Source organism: Mesomycoplasma molare, from assembly GCF_024918955.1.
Classification (GTDB): domain Bacteria; phylum Bacillota_I; class Bacilli_A; order Mycoplasmatales; family Metamycoplasmataceae; genus Mesomycoplasma_A; species Mesomycoplasma_A molare.
On record NZ_CP103423.1, the window covers coordinates 465,791 to 481,988 of the forward strand.

Sequence of the window (16,198 nt, forward strand, 5' to 3'; positions counted from 1 at the left end):
TTATAAGAAAAGGCGGATTTATATATGATTAAAGAAGAAAAAAATAATTCTTATATAACAATAATAAATGCGTTAAAAAAAGAACTAAATAGAAAACAAAAAAAAGAAAAAAATAAAAACTTTTTAACACAAGAAGAAGTTTTTAATTTTTTATTAGCTAAAAAATTATCTGTAGATGAAGAAAAATCTATGGACTTTTTACAAGTTTTATTAGAAGAAAAAATAATAAAAAATGAAACTGATAAAGGTGATATGGATGAAGTTAGTGAGTCTGATCTAAAAGAAGAAATATCTAAATCCAAAAAAAATAAAAATAAAAAAATTTCTAAATCTTCAGAAGAGTTAGAAGGATTAGAAGATGACGAATTAGAGTTAAAAGATTATGATAATGATGAAACTTTAAGTATTGAAGATGAAGTTATTTATGAAGAAGATTTTAGTTATAATGATTCTCAATATAGAAATAAATTAACAGAAACTAATGATATTATCAAATGATATATGAGGTGAATAGGTAAATATGGTAATTTACTATCACAAGAAGAAGAAATTGAATTAGCTAAACAAATAAAACTCGGTGGAAGAAAGGGTAAAAAAGCTCGTTATACTTTAATAAACAGAAATTTAAGATTAGTTATAAACAACGCTAAAAAATATAAAAATAGAGGGCTTTCATTTATTGATTTAATTTCAGAAGGTAATTCAGGAATTTTAAAAGCCGTTTCTAAGTACGAAGTTGAAAAGGGTTATAAATTTTCAACTTATGCAACTTGATGAATAAGGCAAGCTATTACAAGAGCAGTTGCCGATCAAGCTAGAATAATAAGAGTTCCTGTTCACATGGTTGAAACAATAAATAGATTGACTAAGATAGAAAGAGAACTTAATCAAACTTTAGGAAGAACACCTACCGACCAAGAAATAGCGGAAAAAATGGAAGATGATTTTACAGCCGAAAAAGTTCAATATATTAGAAAAATTAACATTGATCCTATTTCTTTAGATAAACCTATCGGTAAAGAAGATGATTCATTCTTTTCAGATTTTATTAAAGATGAAAGCGTTATGTCTCCTATAGACTTTGCTTCAAATAAAGAATTAGAATTAATATTAAAAGAAATGTTAAACAATCATCTAGAAGATGATGAAAGAATCTTAATAATGAAAAGATACGGAGTTGGCGAAGATGAAAATGGACAAAAATATAGAATACATAGCCTTGATGAATTAGCTAGTGAAAAAGGTGTTTCAAAAGAAAGAATAAGGCAAATTGAAGCTAAAATATTAAGAAAATTAAAAGTTACACATAAGAAAAGAAAATTAAAAGATTACTATGAAGGTGAATAATTCTAATGAAATAGCTGATTATCTAGATTTTCTTTTTCCTCAAAAGGAAAAAGAACAATGAGATAAAGTTGGATTTTCTTATAATTTTAATAATAAAGTTAACAAAATTCTAATTTCTTTAGATCTAACTAAAGAAGTTTTGGATTATGCTATAAAAAATGAATTTAATTTTATTTTAAATTATCATACTTTTCTTTTTTATAAAACTAGTTTAAAAGAAACTTTTCTAAAAGATCCATATAAAAAAAATATGCATAAAAAAATCAGAAAACATAAAATTAATGTTTTTTCTGTTCATACTAATCTTGATACCATACCTAACACTGGATCTACATTAATTATTAAGGCGCTAAACTTAAAAGGTAAAACTATTTCTATTGACAAATTTAATTCAGTAATAGAATTAGATCAAAAAATGATTTTTTCTAATTTTATTGAGGAAATTAAAAAAGTTTTTAAATTTGAATCTTTACAAACTAATATAAATAATAAAAATAGAAAAATTAAAAATATAGCAATATTACCAGGTTCTGCTGGAATGGAAAATATTTTAAAAACTTGAAAAATATATAAAAAAAACGCTTTGTATCTAACCTCTGATTTAAAATGAAATGAATTAATCGCATTAGAAACGATGGGGATATATTTTCTTTTGGTGCCACATTCAATAGAAAAAATAAATTTGTCTTTTTTAGAAAGTAAACTTAAAGAAAAATTTAAAAATACCATTATAGAAATCTTTGAAAGTAAGGAATTTATTAAAAATGTTTAAAAGAAATAAAAATAAAATACTTTTAGTTTCATTATTTTCTTCTTTAATTTCTTTTACATCTTGTAGTAATTCTTTTATTAATAAGCAAGAAGAAGATAAAGTAGTGGTATCTAAAAGTGATAATAATTCAACAAATAACAATAATTCTAATATTACTTCTTCGCAAAACGAAAGTAATAAGGAAATAAAGGTTGAAAATTCAAAAGAAAATGAAAATTATTTTTCTCCTGGATATTTTGTTGAAAATAACTTATTTTTAACAACTATAGTTGATGAAAAGTTGTCGAATTTTGATAGCTTATCTTTTTGAAACATTAAAACAAATGAAGTTATAGAAATGGGTAATTATATTTCTAATGCGAAAATAGAAAAAATATCCGAAAATACAATTAATGTTTTAATATATTTTAAAAATTCAGATTTTTTTTCTTTGAAAAAAGATGTTGAAATTCGCTTTTTTGAAGAAAATAATGAAAAATATTTTAAAAAATTAAAAATTGGAGATATACAATATTTTAGTTACCCTTACTCTATAATGGAGACAAAAGATTTTATAGATTTTAATTTTAAGGTTCCTACATTAGAATTTTCAATTTTAGAAGAAAAGCGATTGAAAATTAACTTTAAAGATTTTGAAAGTGATTTTACTTTTTCTATTATTCAAAATGTAGATGAAGATCTCGATGAAGAAGATATTATCGAAACTGGTCATACAATAAAAATTAGATTAAGTAAAGATTTATTTAAAAGTTCTAATAAGCTTTTTATAGAAAGCATAGATATCAAAGATAGAACATTGAAATTTAGATCTGTAAAACCTTTTATTTTTAAAGAAAATAAAGAAAATTTCTATTTTTTTCAACAAGATAATGAAAACGAAAATAAATATTACTTAAAAAATTTCGACTTAGAATTTGAAGAAGTTAACTTAGAAATTCAACATATTAATTCTAAAAATGAAAAAGAAATTAAATTTATTAAAGCACAACTAACAAAACAAAATGATGATGTATTTTTTATTTTTGACGGTTTTATAAATGAAAAAAAATACAAAATTAATAGTATCCAAATAAATCACGCTGATAAGACAATTAAAATTGAAAGTAGATAAAATGATAAAAATAGGTTCACATGTTTCTTTTAAAAAACCAGATTATTTGTATGGCGCAATAAAAGAATCAATAAAAAATAATGCAAATTGCGCTATGATCTATTTAGGAGCACCACAAACAACATTACGAACACAAGTAACAAACTATAAACTTTTTGAATATTTAAGAGATCAACAAGAAATTATAAAACCAGAAGATATTATAGTTCATGCGCCCTATATTACTAATCCTGCAAATCCAGAAAAATATGACTTTGCAAATGATTTTTTAATTAAAGAGATAGAAAGAATGAATTATATAGGAGCTAAATATTTAGTTTTGCATCCTGGTTCTTATACTAAATTTTCTAAACAAGAGGCATTAAATCAGTTAATAAATTCAGTAAATTATATTTTAAAAAATACAAAAGATGTAGAAATAATCTTAGAAACAATGTCTGGAAAAGGTACTGAAATTGGTGTTACTTTTGATGAATTAAAATATGTATTAGAAAATGTAAAAAGCGATAGAAAAGGTATATGCATCGATACTTGTCATGTATGAGATGCTGGTTATAACTTAGAAAAATACGATGAATTTATAAATATTTTAAAAGAAAAAGACGTTTTAAAATATGTAAAAGTTATTCATTTAAATGATTCTAAAAATCCCTTAAATTCTCATAAAGATAGACATGCAAATATTGGGCAAGGCTATATAAATAAAGAAATACTTAAAAAGATAGTACATGATCCTTTATTTGATAATATACCTATTATATTAGAAACTCCTTGAACAGAAGAAGGTCCTATTTATGATAAAGAAATAGAATACTTACTAAAGAAATAATTTAAAAAAAATATGACACTTAAAATAAAGTGTCATATTTTTTTAAATAGAATTGTTTAAATTATCCTAAAACAACTTCTGCACCAGCAGCTTCTAATTTAGCTTTAATTTCTTCTGCTTCTGATACTTTAACATTTTCTTTAAGAACTACAGGAATTGAATCAACCATTTTTTTAGCTTCCATTAATCCTAATCCTAATACTTCTTTAACCACTTTTATAACATTAACTTTTTGTCCACCATCACCTTTTAATGTAATGTTTACTTCTGATTTAGCTTCAGCAGCTTCAGCAACAGGAGCTGCAGCAACAGCAACAGCAGAAGGATCAATTCCAAATTCTTCTTTCATTGCTTCTACTAATTCCATAACTTCTTTAATGTTCATTTCTTTTAAAGATTCTATAAATGTTTCTTTTGTTAATTTAGCCATTTTATTTTTCTCCTTCTGATACTAATTTATTTTCATCTACTAACATTTTAAATCCAACTGATAGTTGTCTTAATGGTCCCAATAATGAAGATGCAAGCATTGTAAGAGCTTCTTCATAACTTGGTAATGATGCAACTTTTTGCACTTCAACTGAATCGATAACTTGATTTTCGTAAATACCACCTTTTAAAATAACTTCTGGGTATTTTTTACTGAATTTAGAAATAATTTTTGCTGGTGAAATCGCATCATCTCCACCAAAAGCGAAAACATTAGGTCCAACTAAAGTTGATTCTAAAGCTTCATAACCTAAATCTTTAGCTGCTATTTTAAATAATCTGTTTTTGTAAACTTTTATTTTTACACCAGCTGATTTTAATTCTTTTCTTAATTCTTCAAAATTTGCAACTGATAATCCACGATATTCAGCAATAACTAAAGAAGAAGAATTTTCAATGTTTGATTTTACTTCAGCAACAATGTTTTCTTTTTCTTTTCTAAAAGAATTCATTCAACCTCCTTTTATATTAATTATTTTTGCAATTTTATAGAGGAAAATATATTCAAATAACAAATTAAGTATTTTTTATACAGTTATTATCTCCATATATTGCTATTGAATTATAACATATTTTATAATTATGCATCTTAAATTATTTTATTAGAAACTTTATTAATAAAAGCTTTGTATTAAAAAAAATAAATAAAACACCTTGCAGGTGTTTAAAAATGATATGAATATGTATTGATTTTTAATAATATACAATAATGTTATATTTCTTTAATTTTTCATTCACCATTTTCTTTTTTAAGAATTTTGAATTTTTTACCGTTTGCAGAAAATTCAGAAAAATTATCACCTTTTTCTTGGTTAGTCAAAATATGCGCAACAATAAGGTTTTCAGTGTTATTTTTACCATCCTTAGATTTTGGTAGAATATGATCTATATTTCAACCATATTTACTCTTTTCATCGCCATAAGCAGATTTAACTATTTCTCTTCCTGCGTAATCTATTCCTCGAGATGTGTTTCCTATTATTTTGTTTCAAATTTTAAAATGTTTTTTATTTTCCATAAATTTCCTCCTTGTTCAAATCATAAAACAAAAAAAAAAAAAAAAGAAAATAGGTAAAAAATCTATTTTTTAATGTATTTTTTGTGTAAAAATACATTTTTCATAAAAGTATATCAGTGAGAGGGAAATATCGTTAGAACTAAAAAATCTAAATGAAAAATTAAGTGAAACGGTATAGTGTAAAGTTAAAAAGTTATTGTGCTGGATTTTTTTAAGTAAAAATACAATTAACTAAGTTATAATTAAAATATATATTAACAAACTTAAAAAAGGTATGAAAATCAAAATGACTGTAAAAAAAACTATATCATTATCAAAAGAAGATTATGATCTAATTAAAATTAATGCGCAAGAGCGTGGAAAAAGTTTTTCACAATTCTTAAGAGAAACCGCGCTAATAAGAATAAGAGAAGATGATAAATTAACTTTAGCAGAATATCTAAGAAAATATATTGAACCCATTGATGAAGAAGAACAAGCAGAAATTGACGAAATGAGAAGAAACGGTAAACTAGATATAGATCCGGAAGAATGAGAGCAAATTAAAAAAGAGCATGGAATTTAATATTGCTTTTTTTAAAAGACGCTAAAAAAACTTAAAAAATAATTCTGCAATGAATATTAATATTAAAAAAGCGCCGTTTTTGTTTGGCGCATTTTTCCCTGAATGCAAAATCAAGTGCACCACTATAATGTAAAATTAAAAAGTGGTTGCACTTGATTTTTTAAATAAAAAAACAGCTTCATAAAAATTTAAGACAACATACTTTTTATTGAAAGGATCATATGAATTATAATACAACAAAGCATTATTCCCATTTAAATGCTGAAAAAGATTTTTAATAGAGAAATTGTTTTATAAAAATATTCAATTAGACAAATTGCTAATTTTCTTAATGTCAATCACTCAACAGTGTCAAGAGAATTAAAAGAAATTCAAATTTTTACGGATTTTATGATCATTTAATAGCAAATGAAAAAGCCAAAATAAGACATAAACATAAAAGATTGTTTTCTTTTCTCAAATGGATGATTATAAAGAATTTAGCAAACTTATTAAAGATAATTTTAACAAAGCAACATGCGGAATAAAAATGACTTACAACTTAATAAAAGAAGGTATTAAAAATATTAAAATCCCTTCGCTAAGGACTGTTTTTAATTGGATTAATACAGGAAAATGAGTATTAACTAATAAAGATAGATTAAGAAAGCACTATACAAAAGGCGGAAAAAGAAAAAATAATGTTATTGAAAGACTTGTACAATCAAATTATGTTTTTCCTATTTGAGCTAGACCAAAACATATTGATTTAAGAGAAACATTTGGGCATTGAGAGGGTGATTTAGTTATAGGTAAAAAATCCGCAGGGCATTCTAGTCTTTTAACTTTAGTTGAGAGAAAAAGCAGATTAGGAATAATTGTGAAAGTATCAAGTAAAAATCCTTTTTACATTAATAAAGTGCTTTATGAAAGAATAAATACACTAGAATTACCTGTTGAAAGTATTACTTTTGATAATGGAATTGAATTTAATGCGGTTGGAATATTAGCGAAAAAATTAGGAATTAAAATTTATAAAGCCGATAAATACGCTTCTTTTCAAAGAGGAACCAATGAAAATTTTAACGGAATTGTAAGAAGGGTTTATAAGAAAGGAACTGACTTTAATAAAGTTTCTAGAGAAGAAATATTAAATCTTGAAAAAGAATAAATTTTATGAATAGAGACATACTAGAAGGAAAATGCGCTTTTGACGTATATGAAGAAGAAATAGAAAAATTAAATAAATATTAATTAAAACTATTAAAAATTACAAGATTATTACAAGAAAATAATGAAAGGGTCGAAAAATTTTGCCCCATAATTTTTATTAACTTCATTAATAAAAAACCGCTTTACAAGCGGAATTAAAAGAAGGGGATATCCCCTTCACCCCTTAATAGTAAATAGGGGTATAAAATATTGTAAATTGTAGTACAATGTTTTTATAATAAAAACTACTGGTGCACTTCAATTTGCATTTTAGGAAAAAGCGCCGTTTTTGTTTGGCGCATTTTTTAATTAAGAATAAATCAAAATTATTTTTATATCATTTTTTTAACTATGTAAAATCTTATAGGACAAATCATAAAAGGATATAAGAAAATAACTGAAAAGTAAGATAATATAATTAAATTAATATCACTAATTGAGCCATTTACTGTAAATATAGTTATTAAAGTTAATGGTGCAATGAAAAAGATAATAAAAGTTAATCAATTAAAGAAAATAAATTTTTTAATACTAATTTTTTCAGCATATTTTTGATAAACATTTTTTACAAAAAATAATTTATGAGATAAAAATAAAAAAAGAAATATTCATTTTATAAAGAAGCCTTTAAAGTGAAAAATATTATTATTTTTATAGATGATTTTTAAATTTTTTTGCTCATTTTTTCATTCTAATGTATTTTCAAAATTTATTCTAATAAAATTTTTATTTTTAGCAACTAGATAATCAGAAGTTAAAAATCAAATTTTTGTTTCTTTGTTTCTGAAAATTTTAAAATATGATTTTTTTCATTCAGTTAAATCTGTTATATAGTAGTTTTTTACAATTGGTTCTTTTAAAAGATTAAAATGTTCTTTGTAATAGTTTTTATAATATAGTTGAATCATGCTTTTTTTGGCTCAAAAAATTAATAATGGATTTAGTAATATTATTAAAATCGGAATGATTAAGCAAATAACTATTAATCCTACATCGTTAATATATTGATTTATCACTGTTTTATTTAACATTAAAATAACAACGTTAAAGATAGAGATTAAGAATATCATAAGAGGTAAAAAATAAAGTTTTAATACCATTTTTAGATACAATTTTTGAGCTAATTCTCTATCTATTAATCTGTTTCAATAAAAATTCATGAAATTTAAAAAGAATAAAAATGAACCAGAAAATAAACGTAAATATAAAGAACTAGTTATTTTTTCATTTTTAAAATTTTCCATTACTGTAAAATCATTATTTAAATATTCTTGTTTCATTTTATTTCCCTAAAAACAATAGTTATTAAAAAGCAAAAATATTGAAATATTTTAATTACTATCTATATTATCTTTTACAATTTTATAAATCATAGATGCACACTCTAGTCTATTTAGATGAGTTTTTACATCATTAAAAACTATTAAATTACCTAAAATATCTTTGTTAAAATTTTCATTTTCTTTGTTGATCATTATTTTATAATCATTTATTATTTGATTAACTTGTTCTAAATTTTTATTTTTTATTTCATTTAAAAATATATCACATGAAGAAAGGAAAACTGCACAACCAATTCCTTTAAATTTCGCATCTTTTATCACATTATTATCTTTTTTTAAAGATAATCAAATTTCATCTACACAATTTGTGCTATGTAAATAATTATTACTTCAATTAGGTAACTCAGTTAATTTATTATCAGGTTTTGAATAATGATGCATTATTATTTCTCTTTTTTTATTATTGTCCATATTATAAAAAACTTAAAAAGTCTCCTCCTTCTTTAAGTGCTTGTATTAATTTATCAATATCACTTTTATCATTATAAAAAGCCAATGATACTCTAACATAATCATTTTCATCTTCTACTAACGGAATTAATTTAGAACAGAAATTACCACTTCTAACGTAAATATCTTTATGCCCTAAATATGAAGCAATATCTTGAGAAGCATAATTTTTTATATTAAACAAAGTTATAAAATCTCCTCTTTTTGAAGCAATTTTTATATCTTTGATTGTTAAAAGTTGATCATATAAATATTTAGAAAGTTCTAAATTTAATTCGTGAATATTTTCAATTTTTATTTCATTTATTAAATCGATAGATTTTTCAAATTGTCAAATTGCTGCTAAATTTGGAGTTCCCGGTTCAAAAGCGGAAACACCTTTTTTAGAAACTCAATCATTTGAACTTTCTATTTTTTCTACAGCTCCGCCTCCAAAAAATACTGGATTTATATTTTTTAAAATTTTATTTTTAATAGCTAAAACTCCTAAACCGGTAGGTCCGTACATTTTATTAGCACTAAAAACAACTACATCAGAATTTTTGAAAGTTACTTTTTCATGAGCGATAGCTTGTGCTGCATCATTTAAAACAATAGCGTTATTTTCTTTTGCTTTTTTGTATATTTCATCACTATTAAAATTTTGATTAAGATTATTAGTTACTTGTGAGTAACAAATCAGTTTAGTTTTTTCGTTTATATCTTTTAAAATGTTTTTAGAAAAAACTATTTTTAATTTTAATTCTTTAGCTATTTGCATTCACGGAACTATATTGGATGAATGATTATAATATGAAAGTAATATTTCATCATCTTCTTTTAAAAATTGTTTAGCCATTAATGAGAAAAAATTAATAGATTCAGTAGTTCCTGAGCTAAAGATGATTTCATCACTTTTTGCATCAATTAATTTAGCTATTTTTTCTCTAACTAAATCTACTTTTTGTTGAACTAAAATACCTATTTTTGAGTCCGAAGTTCTTGTGCTAATGGAAAATTTAGAATAAAATTCTACTCCAGCTTCTATAACTGATAAAGGTTTTTGCGCAAGTGCTGCACTATCGAGATACACTATATTTTCTAACATAGGGAACATTTTTTTGAACTTATTATTTTTAATCATTTTTTACCTTCTCAAATAAACTAATATATTCAATGTTTTTAGATTTATTTCCTAAAATAGGTGATCTATCGATTTTAGTCATCTTAAAACCGTGTTCTATTCCATATTCTTTAACTCTATTAATTAAAAAATCGTGATACTTTTCTTCTACAAAACCACCTTCTTTTACATATTTTCTACTTGCTTCGAACTGCGGCTTTATTAAAAGCATTAATTTACTATCATCGTGTATTACAAAATTAATTACTTTAAAAACTTCTTTTAAACTTATAAAAGAAACATCGCAAACTACAATATCAATATATTCATTAAATAACGAAAAGTTAATATTTTTTAAGTTAGTTTTTTCATACACTTCAACTTTAGGATTGATTCTTAGTTTATAATCTAGTTGGTTAGTTCCAGAATCAAGAGCAAAAACTTTTTTTGCTCCATATTTTAAAGAAACTTCTGTAAATCCCCCTGTAGATGAACCTATATCTAAAACAATCTTATCTGTAAAATCTAAATTAAATTTTTTAATCGCTTCAATTAATTTAAAAGCCCCTCTAGACACCCATTCTTTTTCATTATTTTTTACTTCAATTTTAGATTGTAATTCATTAACAATAAATCCAGGTGTTGTAATAATTTCTCCATTAACTATTACTTTGGACGTTCTTATTAAAGATTCTGCATTAGCTATGTTTTTTTCTTTTAAAATATCTATAAGTTTCTTTTTCATTAATTAATAACAACCTCTAAAATTTTTATTATGTAAAAATTAAAATTAGGAGTTAATTCCATTAAATCATTAAAAACTTCATTTAAAATATATCTACTTTTATCTTCTAAATCAAAGTCCTCTTTTTTGATTGATAATTGCATTCTTAAAAAGAAAAAAAAAGATATCTTTTCTGCAATTTTTTTTATTTTAGAAGCAGACAAATTTTCTTTAGATAATATTTTAAGAAATAATGGAGTAAAAAAATTTTCATCCACATTGTTCAAAAAGGATAATTCATTTTCTAATAAAGTTTCGTTTGAAAAATTTAAATCAAAATTCAATGCAATTTTTGTAAACAAAAAACGCATGTTTTTGTCACGAATTTCTTTTTTATAACTTTTTCATTTTCTTTTATTTCTTAATAGGTTTTTAATTTTTACTATTTGTCAAGTTTTCTTCATAATATTTGCTAACTTTATCTAAAATGGCATTAACTAATTTAAAATCTTTATCTCCTTTTAAGGTAAAGTCTTTGGTTATTTCTACGAATTCATTAATTACAATTTTTTTATCCAAATAATTTAGTTCAAAAACTCCTAATAAAAGGATTGATCTTATTAAGGGTTTTATTTTGTTTCAGTTAGAATTTTCACTCAAAAATGGAATTATAATGTTTTTGAAAAAATCATAGTGTTTTTCTATAAATTCAATTGTTTTTATTTGTTGATTATCTAAATCAAAATCATCAAAAATCTTATTACTATCTAATTTAATATCTTGTAGTTCAAAAGGGTAGATAACAGAAATAATTTCTTCTCTATAAACCCTTCTAGTCTTATGGTTTTTTACTTTTTGTTCCATAATTAATCATTTTCTAAAACTACTGATAAGTCCATGTTATGAAATACTTCTTGTATATCATCATCGTCTTCGAATTTTTCTAAATGCTCTAATAATTTTTGTGTTTTCTCTTTATCTAATTGAATTTCTTGGTTTGGTATATAAGTAACCTCTGCTGTTTTATATTCGAATCCATATTTTTTATCAATAGCATTTTTTAATTCTAAGAAATTAGATGGACTAGAATAAATTTCATAAAATTCATTTTCTGATTTAAAATCATCCGCTCCATTTTCTAAAGCAAAAAGCATTAATTCTTCTTCATCAACTAATGATTTTTCTATTTCTAAAATCCCTTTTTGATCAAAAACATAAGGAATAGATCCTTGTTTTCCTATTTGTCCGCCAGCTTTTTTAAAAAGAGATTGTACATTTGCGCTTACTCTATTCATATTATCTGTTAAACAAATAACAAGAAAATTTACTCCTCCTGCTAAAGTTCCTGAATAAATAACTTCTTTAAAATCAATTCCTTCTTTTGAAGCTCCAGTAGCTTTTGCTATAGCTTTTTCAATATTAGCTTTTGGCATAGATTTAGCTCTTGCTTTAGATACAACCATTCTTAAAGCTGGGTTAGTATCAATATCTCCACCGCCTTTAGCTGCTGCTACCATTATTTCCTTTGAAAATTTAGCAAAAATTTTTCCTCTTATTGCGTCTTGAGCACCTTTTCTGTGTTTTATATTAGCTCATTTTGAGTGTCCGGCCATTGTTCTCCTTTTTATTCAAGTGGTTATTTAACAATATTATAAATTATAATAAATTTTTATTTTTTTCTTTTTCTTTTTTGAAAAAAGTTTTTTTTATTAAATTTATTTATTTTTTATTCTACTTTGAAAGTAAAACAATGAGAAAGTTTTATAATTATATTGTATGAAAAGAGGTAAAAATGTATCAATATAAAGCCGTTTTAAAATCAACAAAAGAAATTATTGCAAAAGGGCATACATTAGAAGATATTGAGAAAGAAATTGTTCACTTTATAAGAGAGCAAAAAAAGGGAATACACACAAACAGTAATGTTCCTATAGAAGTTTATCACATTCAAAGAAACAAGACAGATGGAACAAATTTGTCTAAAGAAAAATTAGTTAAAACAATTTAATACACTTATATTTAAAAAATAAAATAAAAAAAACCCTTTTAGGGGTTTTCCTAAAATGCAAATTGAAGTGCACCAGTAGTTTTTATTATAAAAACATTGTACTACAATTTACAATATTTTATACCCCTATTTACTATTAAGGGGTGAAGGGGGATATCCCCTTCTTTTAATTCCGCTTGTAAAGCGGTTTTTATTAATGAAGTTAATAAAAATTATGGAGCAAAATTTTTCGACCCTTTCATTATTTTCTTGTAATAATCTTGTAATTTTTAATAGTTTTAATTAATATTTATTTAATCTTTCTATTTCTTCTTCATATATGTCAAAAGCGCATTTTCCTTCTAGTATGTCTCTATTCATAAAATTTATTCTTTTTCAAGATTTAATATTTCTTCTCGAGAAACTTTATTAAAATCAGTCCCTTTTTGTAAACTCTTCTTATAAGTCCGTTAAAATTTTCATTAGTTCCTCTTTGAAAAGAAGCATACTTATCGGCTTTATAAATTTTAATTCCTAATTTTTTGCCAATATTCCAACCGCATTAAATTCAATTCCATTATCAAAAGTAATACTTTCAACAGGTAATTCTAGTGTATTTATTCTTTCATAAAGCACTTTATTAATGTAAAAAGGGTTTTTACTTGAAACTTTTACAATTATTCCTAATCTGCTTTTTCTCTCAACTAAAGTTAAAAGACTAGAATGCCCTGCGGATTTTTACCTATAACTAAATCCCCTCTCAATGCCCAAATGTTTCTCTTAAATCAATATGTTTTGGTCTAGCTCAAATAGGAAATACATAATTTGACTGCACAAGTCTTTCAATAACGTTATTTTTTCTTTTTCCGCCTTTTGTATAGTGCTTTCTTAATCTATCTTTATTAGTTAATACTCATTTTCCTGTATTAATCCAATTAAAAACAGTCCTTAGCGAAGGGATTTTAATATTTTTAATACCTTCTTTTATTAAGTTGTAAGTCATTTTTATTCCGCATGTTGCTTTGTTAAAATTATCTTTAATAAGTTTGCTAAATTCTTTATAATCATCCATTTGAGAAAGAAAAACAATCTTTTATGTTTATGTCTTATTTTGGCTTTTTCATTTGCTATTAAATGATCATAAAATCCGTAAAAATTTGAATTTCTTTTTAATTCTCTTGACACTGTTGAGTGATTGACATTAAGAAAATTAGCAATTTGTCTAATTGAATATTTTTATAAAACAATTTCTCTATTAAAAATCTTTTTCAGCATTTAAATGCGAATAATGCTTTGTTGTATTATAATTCATATGGTCCTTTCAATAAAAAGTATGTTGTCTTAAATTTTTATGAGGTAGTTTTTTTATTTAAAAAATCAAGTGCAACCACTTTTTAATTTTACATTATAGTGGTGCACTTGATTTTGCATTCAGGGAAAACCCTTTTAGGGGTTTTTTAAATTAAATTATTTTCCACCATTGTCGCTTTTAAAGTTTCTATCGCTTCTTTTTTGTCTTCTCCTTCAGCAACTATAGAAATTTCTTGACCTTGTTTAACTGCTAAAGACATAATATTCATAATTGATTTTGCATTAGCTGTAGCTGCTGATGTAACGATTTTTATGTCTGATTTAAATTTTGATGAAACTGATACTATTTTAGAAGCAGGTCTAGCGTGTAAACCAATTGGATCAGAAATTACTACTGTTATTTTTTCCATAATGACCTTTCTTAATTTATATTTTATATTTGTAAAATGTATAATAAAATTTTAACATATTTTTTGTCTTTATAATAGAGATTTGAAAAAATCTATTAAAAATTTTTTAAATAGTTTTTTATTTTTTTTCATATTATTTTTTTTCTCATTAATTATTTTTTTTCTTTTTAAATAATCTAAATTTTCTATAAAATCACTAACAAATTTTCCGCTAATTAATAAATTAATTTCATATTGTGAATAAAGACTTCTTACATCTAAATTCATAGTTCCTGTATAACCTATTTTTTCATCTATAATTAAAGCTTTTGTATGAGAAAAAATATTTTTGTATTCATATATTTTAGCACCTAGTTCTTCTAATTGAGTAGAAAATTCTTCAGTGAATCATTTAACATATTTCTTGTCATATTTTCCCGGAAGAAAAACTTCTATTTCTTTTTTAGTTAATAAAGCTTCCTTAATTGCTAAAAATATTCTCTTTGTTGGCACGAAATACGGAGTAAAAATTTGAATTTTATTTTTTGCTTTATAAATTAAATTTATCAAAGCAGTTTCTAATAATGATTCATAATCATCAGGACCACCCTCGAATAATATTCCTAAGTTTTCTGATGAAATTTTAGGATCTATATTTTTTTCAAAATAATTTTCCAAATTTTCTATTTTATTTTTAGATCATTTATTTCAATCAAAGATAAATGATTCTAAAATATCTAAAACAACATTTCCAGTAACTTTTAAATTTGTATCAAATCAAATTCCATATTTTTTTGAAAAATTATTATATTCATCACTTATATTATTTCCGCCTATATACGAGATTTTTCCATCAATTAAAAAAATCTTCTTATGGATTCTATAAAAATTATTAGAATGAATAAAAGGATAATAAATTTTATTATAAAAGATAATATTAATACCTAATTTTTCTAATTCTTTCCATTCTTTTCTTTTTATATATGATGTACCAAAAGAATCTAGAATCATCCTTATTTCTATACCTTCTTTTGCTTTTTTAATCAAAACATCTCTTATTTTGTTTCAAATAAAATGATTTTTTATTATAAAAATTTCTATGAAAATGTATTTTTTAGCATTTTCCATATCGTTAATAAGTTGTTTAAAAAATAAATAACCATTAAAAAAAGTTTCAGAATTAAAATTTTTAACATTTCTTTTGAAAATATTTGAAAAATTATTAAATATCTCTTTTTGATCTTTGTCATAAATTTCAATATTATTATCAATAATAAAATTTTTATTTGTTTTGTTAATTACATTTCTATATTTTCTTCCGTATACTAAATACAAAATAGGTCCTATTAAAGGTAAAAAGATTATTAATAATAATCATGGAATTTTTGCATCCATATGTCTTTCTTGTAAAAATAAATAAACCGCAAATATTGCAGTAACAGAATAAATAAAAAATAAAGATAAAAATATATCTATATTCTTTTTATTTAGTATTGACTTTACAGTTAAATAACAAAAAAAGGCAAACAAGAATAAAAAAATTATAAAGAAAAATATATTAGCAAATTTT

22 protein-coding genes are annotated in these 16,198 nt (G+C 23.3%); 8 read left to right on the forward strand and 14 right to left on the reverse strand.

Going from position 1 to position 16,198, the window contains the following annotated elements:
* Nucleotides 1–24: 24 nt before the first annotated feature.
* From NX772_RS02145 to NX772_RS02160, 4 genes are read left to right on the forward strand one after another with little or no spacing between them, the layout of a single operon-like run.
* Nucleotides 25–1,347 (forward strand): RNA polymerase sigma factor, encoded by a 1,323-nt coding sequence (locus tag NX772_RS02145; protein WP_259429340.1) that lies wholly within the window; start codon nucleotides 25–27, stop codon nucleotides 1,345–1,347.
* Nucleotides 1,334–2,119 (forward strand): Nif3-like dinuclear metal center hexameric protein, encoded by a 786-nt coding sequence (locus tag NX772_RS02150; RefSeq protein ID WP_027123543.1) that lies wholly within the window; start codon nucleotides 1,334–1,336, stop codon nucleotides 2,117–2,119. Before NX772_RS02145 ends, NX772_RS02150 begins: the two co-directional genes overlap by 14 nt.
* Complete coding sequence (locus tag NX772_RS02155; RefSeq protein WP_027123542.1) at nucleotides 2,112–3,230, forward strand: hypothetical protein; 1,119 nt, start codon at nucleotides 2,112–2,114, stop codon at nucleotides 3,228–3,230. Before NX772_RS02150 ends, NX772_RS02155 begins: the two co-directional genes overlap by 8 nt.
* Nucleotide 3,231: 1 nt before the next feature.
* Nucleotides 3,232–4,059 carry a deoxyribonuclease IV gene (locus tag NX772_RS02160; protein WP_027123541.1) on the forward strand — a complete coding sequence of 276 codons (828 nt, stop codon included), beginning with the start codon at nucleotides 3,232–3,234 and terminating at the stop codon, nucleotides 4,057–4,059.
* 61 nt (nucleotides 4,060–4,120) lie between these two features.
* Here the strand turns inward: NX772_RS02160 and rplL are convergent, their stop codons facing one another.
* The 3 genes from rplL to NX772_RS02175 all read right to left on the reverse strand — a co-directional run bounded on the left by rplL (nucleotide 4,121) and on the right by NX772_RS02175 (nucleotide 5,566).
* A complete protein-coding gene (rplL, locus tag NX772_RS02165) occupies nucleotides 4,121–4,489 on the reverse strand; it encodes a 50S ribosomal protein L7/L12 (RefSeq protein ID WP_027123540.1) in 369 nt (122 codons plus the stop codon).
* Nucleotide 4,490: 1 nt separating this feature from the next.
* Nucleotides 4,491–5,000, reverse strand: a complete 510-nt coding sequence (gene rplJ / locus NX772_RS02170) for a 50S ribosomal protein L10 (RefSeq protein ID WP_027123539.1) — start codon at nucleotides 4,998–5,000, stop codon at nucleotides 4,491–4,493.
* Nucleotides 5,001–5,260: 260 nt separating this feature from the next.
* Nucleotides 5,261–5,566 (reverse strand): HNH endonuclease, encoded by a 306-nt coding sequence (locus NX772_RS02175; RefSeq protein ID WP_051542211.1) that lies wholly within the window; start codon nucleotides 5,564–5,566, stop codon nucleotides 5,261–5,263.
* 274 nt (nucleotides 5,567–5,840) lie between these two features.
* Here NX772_RS02175 and NX772_RS02180 point away from each other — a divergent pair, with 274 nt between their 5' ends.
* The 3 genes from NX772_RS02180 (at nucleotide 5,841) to NX772_RS02185 (ending at nucleotide 7,281) form a co-directional block, all read left to right on the forward strand.
* Entirely contained in the window at nucleotides 5,841–6,131 is a 291-nt protein-coding gene (locus tag NX772_RS02180) for a plasmid mobilization protein (RefSeq protein ID WP_036450306.1), read from the forward strand.
* Nucleotides 6,132–6,446: 315 nt separating this feature from the next.
* Complete coding sequence (locus NX772_RS03995) at nucleotides 6,447–6,533, forward strand: hypothetical protein (protein WP_465223510.1); 87 nt, start codon at nucleotides 6,447–6,449, stop codon at nucleotides 6,531–6,533.
* A 58-nt stretch (nucleotides 6,534–6,591) separates the two neighbouring features.
* Nucleotides 6,592–7,281, forward strand: coding sequence for an IS30 family transposase (locus NX772_RS02185; RefSeq protein WP_259429341.1), 690 nt, complete (start codon nucleotides 6,592–6,594; stop codon nucleotides 7,279–7,281).
* 373 nt (nucleotides 7,282–7,654) lie between these two features.
* On the opposite strand, the gene NX772_RS02190 is transcribed toward NX772_RS02185, so the two are convergent.
* Genes NX772_RS02190 through NX772_RS02220 form a run of 7 tightly spaced genes read right to left on the reverse strand, consistent with a single transcriptional unit; the run spans nucleotide 7,655 to nucleotide 12,554 of the window.
* The gene (locus NX772_RS02190; protein ID WP_027123568.1) at nucleotides 7,655–8,602 is read right to left on the reverse strand and encodes a hypothetical protein; all 948 of its coding nucleotides are present in this window, start codon (nucleotides 8,600–8,602) and stop codon (nucleotides 7,655–7,657) included.
* A 51-nt stretch (nucleotides 8,603–8,653) separates the two neighbouring features.
* Nucleotides 8,654–9,076, reverse strand: a complete 423-nt coding sequence (locus NX772_RS02195; protein WP_027123567.1) for an iron-sulfur cluster assembly scaffold protein — start codon at nucleotides 9,074–9,076, stop codon at nucleotides 8,654–8,656.
* Between the two features lies 1 nt (nucleotide 9,077).
* Entirely contained in the window at nucleotides 9,078–10,238 is a 1,161-nt protein-coding gene (locus tag NX772_RS02200; RefSeq protein ID WP_027123566.1) for an aminotransferase class V-fold PLP-dependent enzyme, read from the reverse strand.
* Complete coding sequence (locus tag NX772_RS02205; RefSeq protein WP_027123565.1) at nucleotides 10,231–10,962, reverse strand: TlyA family RNA methyltransferase; 732 nt, start codon at nucleotides 10,960–10,962, stop codon at nucleotides 10,231–10,233. The genes NX772_RS02200 and NX772_RS02205 overlap by 8 nt, the downstream gene beginning before the upstream one ends.
* A complete protein-coding gene (locus NX772_RS02210) occupies nucleotides 10,962–11,405 on the reverse strand; it encodes a hypothetical protein (protein ID WP_027123564.1) in 444 nt (147 codons plus the stop codon). Before NX772_RS02210 ends, NX772_RS02205 begins: the two co-directional genes overlap by 1 nt.
* A complete protein-coding gene (locus NX772_RS02215) occupies nucleotides 11,374–11,805 on the reverse strand; it encodes a transcription antitermination factor NusB (protein WP_027123563.1) in 432 nt (143 codons plus the stop codon). The genes NX772_RS02210 and NX772_RS02215 overlap by 32 nt, the downstream gene beginning before the upstream one ends.
* A 2-nt stretch (nucleotides 11,806–11,807) precedes the next feature.
* Nucleotides 11,808–12,554, reverse strand: a complete 747-nt coding sequence (locus NX772_RS02220) for a YebC/PmpR family DNA-binding transcriptional regulator (RefSeq protein WP_027123562.1) — start codon at nucleotides 12,552–12,554, stop codon at nucleotides 11,808–11,810.
* Nucleotides 12,555–12,733: 179 nt separating this feature from the next.
* On the opposite strand from NX772_RS02220, the gene NX772_RS02225 reads away from it, so the two are divergent.
* Nucleotides 12,734–12,949, forward strand: a complete 216-nt coding sequence (locus NX772_RS02225; RefSeq protein ID WP_027123561.1) for an MAG6790 family protein — start codon at nucleotides 12,734–12,736, stop codon at nucleotides 12,947–12,949.
* Nucleotides 12,950–13,676: 727 nt separating this feature from the next.
* On the opposite strand, the gene NX772_RS02230 is transcribed toward NX772_RS02225, so the two are convergent.
* From NX772_RS02230 to NX772_RS02240, 4 genes are all read right to left on the reverse strand, one after another.
* Entirely contained in the window at nucleotides 13,677–14,000 is a 324-nt protein-coding gene (locus tag NX772_RS02230; RefSeq protein ID WP_259429342.1) for a hypothetical protein, read from the reverse strand.
* Nucleotides 13,934–14,155 (reverse strand): helix-turn-helix domain-containing protein, encoded by a 222-nt coding sequence (locus NX772_RS04000; RefSeq protein ID WP_416388940.1) that lies wholly within the window; start codon nucleotides 14,153–14,155, stop codon nucleotides 13,934–13,936. Before NX772_RS04000 ends, NX772_RS02230 begins: the two co-directional genes overlap by 67 nt.
* A 230-nt stretch (nucleotides 14,156–14,385) precedes the next feature.
* Nucleotides 14,386–14,649 carry an HPr family phosphocarrier protein gene (locus NX772_RS02235; protein WP_027123488.1) on the reverse strand — a complete coding sequence of 88 codons (264 nt, stop codon included), beginning with the start codon at nucleotides 14,647–14,649 and terminating at the stop codon, nucleotides 14,386–14,388.
* Nucleotides 14,650–14,718: 69 nt separating this feature from the next.
* The gene (locus tag NX772_RS02240; RefSeq protein ID WP_259429343.1) at nucleotides 14,719–16,023 is read right to left on the reverse strand and encodes a phospholipase D-like domain-containing protein; all 1,305 of its coding nucleotides are present in this window, start codon (nucleotides 16,021–16,023) and stop codon (nucleotides 14,719–14,721) included.
* Between the last annotated feature and the right edge of the window lie 175 nt (nucleotides 16,024–16,198).